The following is a 14,867-nucleotide window of genomic DNA, read 5'->3' on the forward strand; positions in this document are numbered from 1 at the left end:
AGACTTTATCCTTTTTTTCTTTAAAGTATGAGCCAATTTATTAAAATATTACTTTTTGTTTTTTTGAGTTCTGCATTACTTTCTCAAAACTGTAATGATTTATTGGTTCCTGATAGTATCTACAAACCTAACGAACAAAAAAAAGTTCCGGGAAAAGTGATGACAACAAACCTCAAAAACGGAGGTAAAGTTCAATTGATTTCTATTGGAGGAAAATACATTCTTAAAATTACTCCTAACGAAAAATTAGGCTTCGTGGAATCAGGTCCACTAGAAATAAAATCTGGTAGTAAAAGTTTCTTTGTAAAAAATGCAACACTTTATGATATAAAAGAACAGAATGCGTATTTCATAGTTGATGTAATGATAAATTACATTGGCACTTTAAAAGACGATGGTATTACTTCAATACTTTTCAACACTAAGTTTGAATCAAAAATGCAAAAAGAAGATGTGAGCAACATTAAAAAAATGTCGCGCTGCTTCTACGAACTACATAAAAAATAATTGTACAAAAAATAACCTATGAGCGAACGAATATTACGAGCCTTAATGCAAATGTTTGCCATCATCGCAAAAGTTGATGGCGTTAACAATACCGGAAGGGCCATTGTGCAGTCTTTCTTGAAACAACAATTAAGTCAGGAACAAGTTGAAACTTACTTGCGCATTTTTGATGAGTATTTAGAAGCACATCATCAGGTAAGTAAAAAGAAAGATGGTTCAGCAAAACGTACATCGCTTAACTCTGTAAAAGTTTTGAAAATCTGTACTCAGATTAATCAGGAACTTGAACAGCCTCAAAAAGTCATCGTATTAATTCGTTTATTGGAGTTTATCTATTCATCAAACGAAATTTCAGAACAAGAATATGAATTTGTAATCACCGTAGCGGATACATTTAATATTCCTACAGAAGAATTTACACAACTCAAACATTTCGTTGAAGATAAAATTGAAGTAATTCCTAATTCAGAGGATGTTTTGATTATCAACAATAAACCTGGCGGATACAATAATGCCTCTAAACACATTCTCTGCGAAACTTTAAGTGATGATGTACGTGTATTGCAAATTAATAGCGTTGGTATGTATGCACTTCGCATTTACGGCAACATCGAATTACAGTTAAACGGACAAGGTATTTCAAAAGAGCGCGTTCATATTCTAACGCCGGGGTCTTCTTTAAGAAGTTCTAAAGTAAAACCTATTTACTATAGTGATATCATTGGCCGCTTCTTAGCTGATAGCAGTAAAGCGAAAATTTCATTTGAGGCAAAGAACATTGAATATAAGTTTAAAGGCGGAAAATTAGGTTTACGCGGTATTAACATGAGCGAAGAAAGCGGAAAGCTTATTGGTATCATGGGCGGTTCCGGTGCAGGTAAATCTACTTTATTAAACGTGTTGAACGGAATGGAAGTGCCTAGCGCTGGTGGTGTTTTTATTAATGGTAAAAATGTACACACCGATAAAGCTGCAGTGGATGGTGTAATTGGTCACGTAACGCAGGATGACTTATTAATTGAAGAGCTGACTGTATTTCAAAACTTATTCTACAATGCTAAACTTTGCTTCGGTAATTTAACCGACGAACAAATAACCGAAAAATGCCGCGCTTTATTAGCGGATTTGGGCTTATCTGAAACACGCGATTTAAAAGTTGGGTCGCCTTTAGAAAAAACCATCTCCGGTGGACAACGTAAACGTTTGAATATTGCATTAGAATTAATTCGTGAACCTTCCGTATTATATGTAGATGAGCCCACTTCAGGTTTATCTTCACGCGATTCGGAAAACATCATGGACCTTTTAAAAGAATTAGCATTAAAAGGGAAATTAATTTTCGTTGTAATTCACCAACCTTCATCCGACATCTTTAAAATGTTTGATAAGTTGATGATATTAGATGTAGGCGGTTATCCTATTTATTATGGAAATCCTGTTGATGCCGTGTCGTATTTCAAACGTTTAGTTAACCATGTGAATGCAGATGAAAGCGAGTGCTGGAACTGTGGTAACGTAAACCCTGAACAGATTTTCAACATTATTGAGAGTAAGGTACTAGACGAATACGGAAACTTAACACATAACCGCAAAACAAGCCCGAGTGAGTGGAATGTACATTACAAAGAATTAATTGAAAAACACATTTCGCAAAACGACCATCAAGGTGAAATTCCGGAAGCTATTTTTAAAATTCCAAATAAAATAAAACAGTTTCTTGTTTTCATTAAGCGTGATGTATTAAGTAAATTAACAAATACACAATACTTAATGATTAACTTTTTGGAAGCTCCTTTATTAGCTTTCATTTTGGCGTATTTGGTTCGTTACTTTAATACTGACGTAGATACAACACGTGGTTACATTTATCGTGAAAATGAAAACATGCCGGCTTATATGTTTATGGCGGTTGTTGTAGCTTTATTTATAGGATTAACAGTGAGTGCGGAAGAAATTATACGCGACCGTAAAATCCGTAAACGTGAATCATTCCTCAACTTAAGTAAATCAAGTTACTTATGGAGTAAAATCATCATCATGTTTGTTTTATCTGCCATTCAAACATTAACCTTTGTATTGGTAGGTAATTTTGTGTTGGGTGTACAAGGCATGTATTTAGATTATTGGATGGTTTTATTTACAACTTCATGTTTTGCAAACATGCTTGGATTAAATATTTCATCCGCATTTAACAGTGCAGTTACGATTTACATCTTAATTCCATTCTTAATCATTCCGCAATTATTATTAGCCGGTGTGGTTGTTAAGTTTGATAAATTAAATCCCACTTTAGCAGAGCAAGGTGGTGTACCGGTTGCGGGCGAAGTTATGGCCAGCCGATGGGCTTTTGAAGCATTAGCAGTCAATCAATTTAAAGAAAACAAATACGAAAGATATTTCTATCGCTATGATAAATCCATGAGTGTGGCTCAGTATAAAAAAATATACTGGAAACAAAAAATGGAAGCCAAGCTTACAAAAATTGCCAACGAATTAAGCGCCGGAAAAAGTTTATCGGAACTTAAGTCGCATATTGACCTTATTCGAAATGAAATCGACAAAGAAACCAAATCGAATAAAAAAGTGAAATGTAGTGTAAAGGCTGAAGATATTACTACCACTACATATAATAAAGGTACTGAGGCTGCTTTAAGAGCGTATTTAGAAAAAGTTAACGACTATTATAACAAAGTAGAGATTAAAGCCAGAAGAGATGCTGATTCAATTACAGCTTCATTAATTAAAACGCCTGCTGATAAAGAAAAATTTTTAGCTGTTCAAGACGAATACGAAAACGAAAGCTTGAACCAGTTGCTAAAAAATTCAAACCATATGGGTGAACGTTGCTTGGAGAAAGATGGCCGATTGATTCAACAAATTGATCCAGTGTTTCAAGATCCTACTGAATCAAAATTTGGTCGTGCGCATTTCTTTGCTCCAAGAAAAAATTTCTTAGGAACGCTTTATCCGACATACTGGTTTAATATTTTTGTTATCTGGATTATGAGCATCACATTAATGATCACTCTTTATTTTGATGTATTCAAAAGAGTACTGGATATTTTTGGAAACATTAAACTATCCAGAAAAAAATAAGTTACAACATCTATCACCAAAACCCGATTTAACAATCGGGTTTTTTTATTACAAGTTGTTGAAAACAGTAATTTAAAATATTGATATTCAAATATTTAAATACATATGCTAAAAAAACACAAAAGCCATGAAACTTTATAACTTTTAGTGAGTAAAAGTAAAATGGTAAACCCAAAATTCTGGCCGCATGATAATAAATTACCCTGCAACTATCTATTTTCATGATGCAACAGACATTGTTCGTCTAAATCTTTTGTGTCCCATTATTAATTTCTCTAAATCTGTAATTGTAGAATTACATCAACCTATTTAAACTAGTAATAAACCTATAATTCTCTCCGCATGAAAAAAAATTACTATTACTTCATCCTTCTGTTAAGTTTTTTGATCCCTCTAAGTGCAAGTGCTACGCATATTGTTGGTGGATCCTTAACATATACTTTTAATGGCGGTTCCAATTATACCGTAATGTTGAAGTTGTATCGCGATTGCTCCGGTGCTGCATTCCCTAATAACGTTACAATTGATGTAATGATGGCTAACGGTCAGGCATTTACCCCCAGCCGTAATTTTACAATGCCCGGCGGAAGCATCACTAATATCACTCCACTGCTTCCTCCTTGCGCTACATCGCCAACCCCAATGCCTTGTGTGGAAGAACGTATTTATACAACTACGGTTAACTTAGCAGCGCATCCGGGTGGCATGCATTTAGAATACGGTTTATGCTGTCGTAACAATAGTATTTCAAATATTCTAAATCCCGGTGGAGAAGGCGAAACATTCTATGCCTTCATACCGTGTTATAACAAAGCGTGGTCGGAAGATTTTACATTGGCTAATGGAACAATAGTAGATGCAGGAACAACTGCATGGACACGTACACTTGGTACTACACCACCCACATCCGCACAAGTTAATAACGGTATGTTTGAAGTTGTAGGATCTAATAACGGATCTGTCGAATGGATTTCACAATCCATAAATATTTCTGCATTTACCAACGGTGTAAACCTTAGTGCAAATCTTGAAAGAGCCGGAAACAACTTTGGTAACAACGACTCATTGCGTTTATTTTATTCATTAAATGGTGGACCAAAAGTTGCATGGCCCGTTAACGGTACTAACGTGGGCGCGTGGGCATCTCCAAGATTTGCTACCGCAACTGCCTTAGTAGGTAATACCATTCAGATTTATATTCGCTCGAAATTTAACGCGAACAATAACTCAACCGGTAAAACTTTCCGTGTTGATATGGTAAATGTTTACGACAACACTTTCATCAATAATAGCAGCCCGTACTTTAATGCTTTACCACCGCTATTATTGTGTGCAACAAACCCTTTTAACTTAAATATGTCGGCAACTGATGCGGATGGTGATGTTTTAGTTTACTCTATGTACACACCATACGATGATAATCCTGTACCAACTTATCCAAACAATTTATTTACTCCAAATACAGTTACATGGACTGCAGGTTTCTCTGCTATAAGTCCGTTTAATAATGGAGGTCCTAACGTTACGTTAAATCCTACAACAGGTTTTATGACTGGTGTTGCGAATACATTAGGACAATATGTATTCGGTGTTAAAGTACAAGAATTCCGTGGAGGTGTTTTATTAAGTGAAGTAGTGCGCGATTACCAAGTAAATACAGTAACGTGTCCGCCATTTGTTCCTGCTGCGCCAATAGCCAGCGCCAACTCTCCTATTTGTGCAGGACAAACGTTAAGTTTATCAGCCACTTTTACTGCAGGTGCTACTTATAACTGGACAGGACCTAATGGATTTACATCTACCCTATTAAATCCAACTATTGTTGGAGCATCTACACTTGCCGCAGGGGTGTACTCCGTTACTGCAACGGTGGCGGGCTGTACAAGTCCTCCCGGCACAGTGGCTGTCGTTGTGAATCCTATACCAACTACACCTACTGCGACAGCTAACTCTCCTATTTGTGCGGGACAAACTTTAAGCTTATTTTCAAGTACAGTTACAGGTGCAACCTATAATTGGACAGGTCCGAATGCCTTTACTTCAGCTTTACAAAATCCTACAATTGCCGGTGCAACAACTTTAGCAGCGGGTGTGTATTCGGTCACTTCCACTGTTTCAGGTTGTACCAGCGGTGCAGGAACTGTTAACGTCGTCGTCAATCCATTACCTGCCTCACCAACTGCCGGTGCGAACTCACCGTTATGTGCCGGAAACACACTTAGTTTAACAGCCAGTACAATCGCAGGGGCAACCTACGTCTGGGCGGGGCCGAATTCCTTTACGTCCGCCGTACAAAATCCAACGATACCGGGTGCGACCACATTAGCCGCAGGGGTGTACTCCGTTAGTGCTATTGTTGCAGGTTGTCCTGGGCCTATTGGAACTGTGAGCGTAACTATTAACCCTGCCCCTGCAGCGCCTACCGCAGGAAGTAACTCACCGTTATGTGCTGGAAGTAACATTAACCTTACATCCTCTGCTATTGCAGGCGCTACATATAACTGGACAGGGCCAAACGCATTTACTTCTACTTTACAAAACCCGACAATAGTTGGTGCTTCCACATTAGCAGCCGGTGTTTATTCGGTTCGTGCTACTGTTGCAGGTTGTCAAGGTCCTGCAGGTACCACCACGGTAGTTGTTAACCCAACGCCTGCTGCTCCAACGGCCGGAGGCACTGCTACTTTATGCGCAGGTGGTACAATTAACTTAACCGCTTCTGCCATTGCAGGCGCTACCTACAACTGGACAGGACCTAACTCATTTACGTCAAACGTTCAGAATCCAACCATTCCTGGCGCATCTACATTGGCAACCGGCATGTATTCAGTAACTGCAACAGTTGCAGGCTGTACCGGTCCTGCAGGAACATTCAGCGTTACTGTATTTGGAATACCGGGAGCTCCAACTTTAGGAAGTAATTCTCCTTTATGTACAGGAAACACTTTGAGCTTAACTGCAAGCACAATCGTTGGTGCAAGTTATAGTTGGACAGGTCCAAACTCATTCTCATCAACATTACAAAACCCTACCATTGCGGCAGCAACAACAGCTGCTTCGGGTACATATAGTGTATCAGTTAACGTTTCAGGTTGCGGAAGTGCAGTTTCTACTATTGCTATTGTTGTGAACCCTACTCCTGCCGCTCCTACCGCAGGAAGCAACTCACCATTATGTGCAGGACAAACAATCAACTTAACAGCAAGCAACATTGCAAGTGCAACCTATAGTTGGACAGGCCCTAACTCCTTCTCGTCTACTTTACAAAATCCAAGTATCACCGGGGCAACTACACTTGCCGCAGGTGTATACACCGTTAGAGCAACTGTTGCAGGATGTACAAGTTCAAACGGAACAGTAAACGTTGTAGTAAATCCAATTCCTGCTTCACCTACTCCGGGAAGCAATTCTCCATTATGCGTTGGTCAAACATTAAGTTTAACAGCCAGCACAATAGCGGGTGCAACTTATAACTGGAGTGGGCCATCAGGCTTCAACTCTGCTTTACAAAACCCAACAATTGTAAATGCAGTGGTTGGAAACAGCGGAACATATTCTGTCACTTCAACTGTTGCAGGTTGTACCAGCACTGCTAACGTAATTACGGTTACGGTTAATCCATTACCAGCGGCGCCAAATGCCTCTGCTAACTCACCTTTATGTGCATTATCAACCTTAAGTTTAAGTGCCAGCACAATTGCAGGCGCTACTTACAGTTGGACAGGACCTAACTCATTCACATCAACCACTCAAAATCCAACCATACCTTCTGTTACAACAACCGCGAGCGGTATTTATTCCGTAACAGCTAACGTACTAGGTTGTGCAGGTCCTGCCGGAACTGTTGCTGTAACTGTTAATCCAACACCTGCCGCTCCAACTGCCGGAGGTACTTCAACACTTTGTGCCGGAAGTAACATCAACTTAACTGCAAGCAATATTGCCGGTGCTACTTATAACTGGAATGGACCAAACGGATTTACATCTACTTTACAAAATCCAACTATCACAGGTGCATCAACTCTTGCAACCGGTGTTTATTCGGTAACTGCAACTGTTGGCGGTTGTACAGGACCTGCAGGCACATTTAGTGTTACTGTATTTGGAATCCCTAGTCCTCCAACATTAGCAAGTAACTCTCCAATATGTGCCGGACAAACTTTAAATTTAACAGCCACAACAATTGCAGGTGCAAGTTATAACTGGACAGGACCTAACTCTTTCTCTTCAACCTTACAAAACCCAACCATCAGTGGTGTAACATTAGCTGCTGCGGGTACCTATAGTGTATTGGTAAATGTATCGGGTTGCGGAAGCGCTGTGTCAACAATTACCGTATCAGTGAATCCTACACCTGCCGCTCCTACTGCCGGAAGTAACTCACCGCTATGCGCAGGTAGTACCATTAACTTAACAGCAAGTACTATTGCCGGTGCAACTTATAATTGGAGTGGACCAAACTCATTTACATCAACTACTCAAAATCCTAGTATTCCTGGTGCAAGTACCTTATCTACCGGTGTTTATTCAGTGAATGTAAACGTGGCAGGCTGTACCGGACCAAATGGAACAGTTAACGTTGTAGTGAATCCAATTCCATCAGCTCCAACTGTTGGAAGTAACTCTCCGTTGTGTGTCGGACAAACAATAAGTTTAACAGCAAGTCCGATATCAGGTGCATCTTACAGCTGGAGCGGTCCGAATTCATTTACATCTACTTTGCAAAATCCAACAATTCCGGGAGCTACTACATTAGCAACGGGTATTTATTCAGTAACAGCAACTGTTGCAGGATGTACAGGATCAGCAGGTACAGTAAGTGTTTCAGTAAACATTCCTCCTATTGCTCCTTCAGCTTCTGCTAACTCTCCAATTTGTGCAGGACAAACTTTAAGTTTAACTGCAAGTACAATTGCCGGTGCAACTTATAGCTGGACTGGTCCTGCATCATTTACTTCAACTTCACAAAATCCAACCATACCAACAGCTACCACCAGCTCAGCCGGAACATATTCAGTAATCGCATTAGTTGGCGGTTGTGCAGGTCCTGCCGGTGTAGTAACAGTAACTATCAATCCTGCTCCGGCAGCTCCAACGGCCGGCGGCACTGCTACTTTGTGTGCAGGAAGTAACATTAACTTATCTGCAAGCACAATCGCAGGCGCAACTTATAATTGGACAGGTCCTGATGGATTTACATCTACAGTACAAAACCCAACTATTACAGCCGCTACTACTTCCGCAACCGGTGTTTATTCAGTTACAGCAACCGTTGCGGGTTGTCCCGGACCAGCTGGAACAGTAAGCGTAACTGTATATGGAATTCCTGGTCCTCCAACATTAGGAAGTAACTCTCCTGTGTGTGCCGGTCAAACATTAAGCTTAACTGCTAATAGTATTTTAGGTGCAACTTATATTTGGAGTGGTCCTAATTCGTTTACTGCCACAGTTCAAAACCCAACACTTGCAGCTGTTACAATACCTGCATCAGGAACTTATAGTGTTGCCATTTCAGTAATGGGTTGCGGAAGCGCTTTAGCAACTACAGCAGTAACAGTTAATCCATTACCTGCTGCGCCTGTAGCAAACAGTAATGCACCGCTTTGTACAGGCGCAACATTATCATTAACAGCTAGCAATATTCCGGGTGCTACATCATATAGCTGGACCGGACCTAACTCCTTTACATCAACAACGCAAAATCCTACATTACCAACAACCACAACTCTTTCAGCAGGTGTTTACTCAGTTTCTGCTGTAGCATTAGGTTGTGCAGGCCCTGCAGGAACAGTGAGCGTTGCCGTTAATGACGCACCAAATGTGATTGCAAGCAGCAACTCTACAGTTTGTATTGGTGCCACATTAAATTTATCCGCATCAACTATTGCAGGTGCTACTTATACCTGGACAGGACCAAACTCATTCAGTGCAACCACGCAGAACCCAAGCATACCCGGCGCTACAACTTTAGCAATTGGTGTTTACTCGGTTCAAGCCAATGTTGGAGGATGTGTTGGACCAATCAGTACAACAAGTGTAATGGTAAGTCCTCCACCTGCTCCACCAACTGCCTCAAGTAGCTCGCCGTTATGTGCCGGTGATACTTTATTCTTAACTGCGAGTCCGGTTGCAGGTGCAACTTACACATGGAGTGGACCAAACAGCTTTACAGCTACTACTCAAAACCCGAATGTGCCTAACATTCCAATGGCAGGTGCAGGTGTTTATTCTGTAGCCGTAACCGTTGCAGGTTGTCAAGGACCTTTCGGTACTATAACTGTAACCGTTAATCCTTCACCTGCTCCACCAATTGCAAGTAACAGTTCTCCAATTTGTATAAGCGGTACATTAAACTTAAACGCAAGTAATATTGCAGGCGCAACATACAATTGGGTTGGACCAAATTCATTTACATCAACCACTCAGAATCCAACCATTCCCGGTGCCACCACAATTGCAGCCGGTGCTTATTCAGTTTATGCAACTGTAGCAGGCTGTACAAGTACCGCCGCGATTACAATAGCAACCATTACGATGCCGGCGACTTTAAGTGCCGGTAATAATGCAACTGTTTGTTCTAACAACGTTCCTTTAACAGGAACTTGTAGCACCGGTTCAGGTACATGGACTACCAGCGGTACTGGTGTATTTGTTCCGAATTCGTTAACAGGTAACTATGTTCCAAGTGCTGCAGATATTACAGCCGGTACTGTAACATTAACCTTAACCTCTACTAATAACGGTGCTTGTGCACCGGCAACATCAACAGTTCAGCTTACCATCTTGCCGGGTCCAACAGCGAACGCAGGATCTGATATTACGGTTTGTGCGAACAACGCAACAGTTGCCCTGACAGGAAGTGTAACACTTGCTTCAGGCGGACAGTGGTCAAGCTCAGGAACAGGAACATTCAGTCCGAATAACACGAGCTTAAACACAACTTATATCCCAAGTAGTGCAGATACTACCGCAGGTACAGTAACAATTTTCTTAACCACAACAGGAAACGGAATCTGTTCTGCCACTATTGATACTTTAGTAATTAATTTTAACTCTGCTCCATTAGTTGTTGCAGGCGGAACAATTTCTGTATGTAAAAATAATCCGGTTGCCGTATTAAGCGGATACTCATCTACCGGAAGTGCTACATGGACATCCTTAGGAACAGGAACCTTAAGCAGTACATCTGTATTTAATCCAACTTACACACCAAGTACAGCTGATACCACTGCAGGAAGTGTTCAATTAATTTTAACTTCAGGAAACAATGGAAATTGTAATCCGGTTTCGGATACAGTGACGATTGTATATTCGAGTCCTCCAACAATTACAGCAGGTTTAACACAAACTGTATGTTCGAATAACCCTATAGTTACTTTAAATGGTGTTTCATCTACTTCATCCGGTACATGGACAACCAGCGGTAGCGGATCCTTCTCTCCAAATACAATTAATGGTACATATGTTCCAAGTGCTGCGGATATCACAGCCGGTACAGTAACATTAACAGTCACATCTACTAATAACGGAGGATGTAATCCGGTAACAAGCACAGTGAATGTGTCGATTATTCCTGGACCAACTTCTGATGCAGGTGTTGATCTAACGGTTTGCGCCAATACCACATCCATTGCATTAAATGGTTCAGTTACCGTTGCAACAGGTGGTACATGGACAACCAACGGAACAGGTACGTTTAGTCCGGGTAACTCCTTAACAACAACGTATATTCCTAGTGCTGCTGATACAACTGCAGGAAGTGTAACCATTTACTTAACTACAACAGGTAACGGTATATGTTTACAGGTAGTAGATTCTATGGTAATTACCTTCCAAAGTGCTCCAAGCATCAGTGCAGGTAACAACATCTTTGTTTGTAAAAATCAAACCAGCGTTAACTTAAATGCAAGTTCATCGGTACCTAGTGTAACATGGACTACTTTAGGAAGCGGTTCATTTAATCCAAGCAATACAGGGTTAACCACCAGTTACATTCCGAGTACAGCAGATACCACTGCAGGAAGCGTTACTATCTATGTGACAGGTGCCGGCAACGGATTCTGTGCGGGTGCTGTTGACACAGTAACAATATTCTTCCAAGGCCCTCCATTAGCGAATTTCTTGGCGAATAATAAATGTGTGAATGCAGCAACAACATTTACCGATATGTCGACTGTAGCAACTGGTTCAATTATTTCTTGGAACTGGAACTTTGGTGCGGCAGGAACTTCTACAGTACAAAATCCTTCGGTAACATTTACAGCTACAGGAACACAAACCATTTCGTTAACCGTAAGCACAGGTTGTTTGGATTCTATTACAAAAGTTGTTTACATCAATCCTAATCCGGTTGCCAGCTTCTCGTTCACTGAACTGTGTCATGATTCAGCAGCCTTCTTTGGAATCGGCAGTGTAAATCCGGGTACGATTACAGGATGGAACTGGAACTTCGGTGATACAACAGGTTCTACATTACAAAATCCGATTCACCTATATCCTGATACAGGAAGTTACATTGTGACTTTAACTGTAATGTCTGATTCAGGTTGTGTGGCAGGAGCATCGGATACCATTCACTTGAAGAAATGCGGAACCGATATTACGGTAAGCAACCCTGCTGTTCCGAGTGGATTTACACCTAACGGAGACGGTAAGAACGATATTCTTTATGTGAAAGGCGGACCATTAAGCGAAATGAACTTCCGAATTTATAACGAATGGGGTAACGAAGTGTTTAAATCAACCGAACAAAATTATGGTTGGGACGGAACCTTCCGAAGTGCGCCGCAGCCCGCCGGACGTTATCTCTGGATACTCACAGGGAAAGTGATAGACGGACGAGATGTGAAAATGCAAGGGGAAGTTATATTAACAAGATAATTATTAAGCATTAGATAAAAACATTAAAACGAATTTTATGAAAGCAACAAAAATAAAAGTAGTAATGTTAATGCTTATAGCCTCTGTAAGCATTAAAGCGCAGGATTTTCACTTAGCGCAATACGAAGTAGCCTCATTATACCTTAATCCGGCCCATACAGGAATGTATGGTTTGGATAAAGGAGATTATAAAATTTATGTAGACTCACGTTCGCAGTGGCGTTCATTTGGTGTAAAACCATTTTTCACCACGTATTTAGCTTATGATATGCCTTATAAGATTAAAGACAATCAAATTGGTATTGGAGCTTACTTCATAAATAACCGTACAGGACCGGGCAACTTCAACACCACCGGATTTATGTTATCGGGAGCTTATGATATCTTAAATAAGAAAGCCTACGGTAAACATTATTTAACAACAGGTTTACAAATGGGATTGTTTTACAAATCTTATAATGCTGAGCGATTAAACTATGATGCACAATATTCACCGTCGTTAGATGGAGGTAGTTTCGATCAAAGTATCGAAAGCGGAGAGCCGGAAAACAACCGTTTAAACATCACTAAGTTTGATGCTAACTTTGGATTGTATTATAAATATGTTGACATATTAGCAAAATACCATCCGTATGTTGGTTTAGCATTATCACACTTAACCATGCCAAACGAATCCTTTATTGGTGAAAGAAAACGTTTACCGATTAAGTGGATGTTAAATGGAGGATGTGATTTCACCATCAATGAAGAGATTGAATTAACACCACGCTTTATTTACATGTATCAATCAGAAGCCTATGAAATAAACGCAGGATTTATTGGTACGTATAAATTAACCGAGAACAACACTAAATTATTGTTAGGTTGTGATTACCGTCATAAAGACGCGGTGATCATTCACTTGGGTGTTAAACAGGAAACATACGCATTGCGTTTTAGCTACGACATCAACACATCGTACTTAAAGAATTACACACGCAGTCGTGGTGCCTGGGAAATTTCATTGGTAATTACAGGAGAAAAAGGAAAATCCTTCTTCTCTACTTTACCGAAATTCTAGATTACTCTACCCAAAGAACCATTCCTTTTAAGTATTCACCTTCGGGGAAGAAAGGAATAACAGGATGGTCGGCGGGTTGATAGAGATAATGTAGTAAGCGAACATTGCGACCTGCTTCTATTGCCGCAGCATTAATGCTATTATAAAACAAAAATTTATCAATAACGCCCGAGCAGGAAAACGTAAATAAAATTCCGCCGGGCTTTATTTTTTTTAGAGCTAATGCATTTAATTTGATATAGCCTTTCACAGCATTATGTTTTACATCACGACTTTTTGCAAAAGCCGGAGGATCTAAAACTATCACATCATACACATCATCTTTATCTTTAAGAAAGTCAAAGGTATCAACAGCGAAACCTTCGTGATTATGAATGTTATTTAATTTCGCATTCTCGTTACACAATTCGATTGCAGGCGCTGAAGCATCCACCGAATGAACTAAATCCGCTCCGGCCAAGGCCGCATAAACCGAAAATCCGCCGGTGTATGAAAATGTATTCAGTACTTTTTTACCCTTAGAATATTTTGAAAGCAAAAAACGATTTTCGCGCTGATCCACAAAGAATCCTGTTTTTTGTCCCTTTTCCCAATCAATAATAAACTTGCAATTATTTTCCTTCACCTCTACTCTTCCTCCCGTACCAAAAAGATAACCATTAGTAACACCGGCAGCATATTGCTTTGGAAGTGATTCGGCACTCTTATCGTACACACATTTTAAATGCGCACCAAATGTTTTTTGTAGGGCCTTTACAATTGCCTCGCGGTTTTGATGCATAGCAATGCTGTGTGCCTGAAATACAATATTTCCGTCGTAATAATCGATGATGAGTCCAGGTAAACCATCACCTTCACCAAAAATTAAACGGCACACATTTGTATTTTCATTGAGGATATTTAAATCCTTACGGTACTGATAAGCCTTATTAATTTTCTCGAACCAAAAATCATCATTGAGCTCCGTTTTTTCAAACGAAACCAAACGAACAGAAATACTGCTATTGGTATAATGCCCTACTCCTAAGAATTTATTATCGAAAGAATAAACTTCAACAACCTCCCCTTCATTTAATTCATCTTTAATTTTAATGGCTCCCGAAAAAATCCAGGGATGTTTACGTAAAGGCGATTGCTCTTTACCTTTGTGCAGAATAATTTTTTTCATACAGGTTCGCAGATTAAGAATGCGAAGTTAAGGATTTATTTCTAGCCACGAATGAACACAAATGGACAAGGAAACAGTTAAACATTTTTTATTTCTTGTTATGTGTTATTCATTTCAATACTTAGCAAGAAATGATAAAGTATTTAGCCTTCTAAT

Annotated in this window: 5 protein-coding genes; 4 read left to right on the forward strand and 1 reads right to left on the reverse strand. The window is 39.9% G+C overall.

Annotated elements, in window-relative coordinates:
- The first annotated feature begins 27 nt into the window (after positions 1 to 27).
- From J0L69_12425 to J0L69_12440, 4 genes are all read left to right on the forward strand, one after another.
- Positions 28 to 507, forward strand: coding sequence for a hypothetical protein (locus J0L69_12425; GenBank protein MBN8693992.1), 480 nt, complete (start codon positions 28 to 30; stop codon positions 505 to 507).
- Between the two features lie 18 nt (positions 508 to 525).
- Positions 526 to 3,603 carry an ATP-binding cassette domain-containing protein gene (locus J0L69_12430; GenBank protein MBN8693993.1) on the forward strand — a complete coding sequence of 1,026 codons (3,078 nt, stop codon included), beginning with the start codon at positions 526 to 528 and terminating at the stop codon, positions 3,601 to 3,603.
- Between the two features lie 342 nt (positions 3,604 to 3,945).
- The gene (locus J0L69_12435) at positions 3,946 to 12,483 is read left to right on the forward strand and encodes a gliding motility-associated C-terminal domain-containing protein (GenBank protein MBN8693994.1); all 8,538 of its coding nucleotides are present in this window, start codon (positions 3,946 to 3,948) and stop codon (positions 12,481 to 12,483) included.
- A gap of 37 nt (positions 12,484 to 12,520) precedes the next feature.
- Complete coding sequence (locus tag J0L69_12440; protein ID MBN8693995.1) at positions 12,521 to 13,543, forward strand: PorP/SprF family type IX secretion system membrane protein; 1,023 nt, start codon at positions 12,521 to 12,523, stop codon at positions 13,541 to 13,543.
- 1 nt (position 13,544) lies between these two features.
- On the opposite strand, the gene J0L69_12445 is transcribed toward J0L69_12440, so the two are convergent.
- Entirely contained in the window at positions 13,545 to 14,711 is a 1,167-nt protein-coding gene (locus J0L69_12445) for a class I SAM-dependent rRNA methyltransferase (GenBank protein ID MBN8693996.1), read from the reverse strand.
- Positions 14,712 to 14,867 lie beyond the last annotated feature (156 nt).

The organism is Bacteroidota bacterium, assembly GCA_017303905.1.
Lineage (GTDB): Bacteria > Bacteroidota > Bacteroidia > B-17B0 > Aurantibacillaceae > JAHEYG01.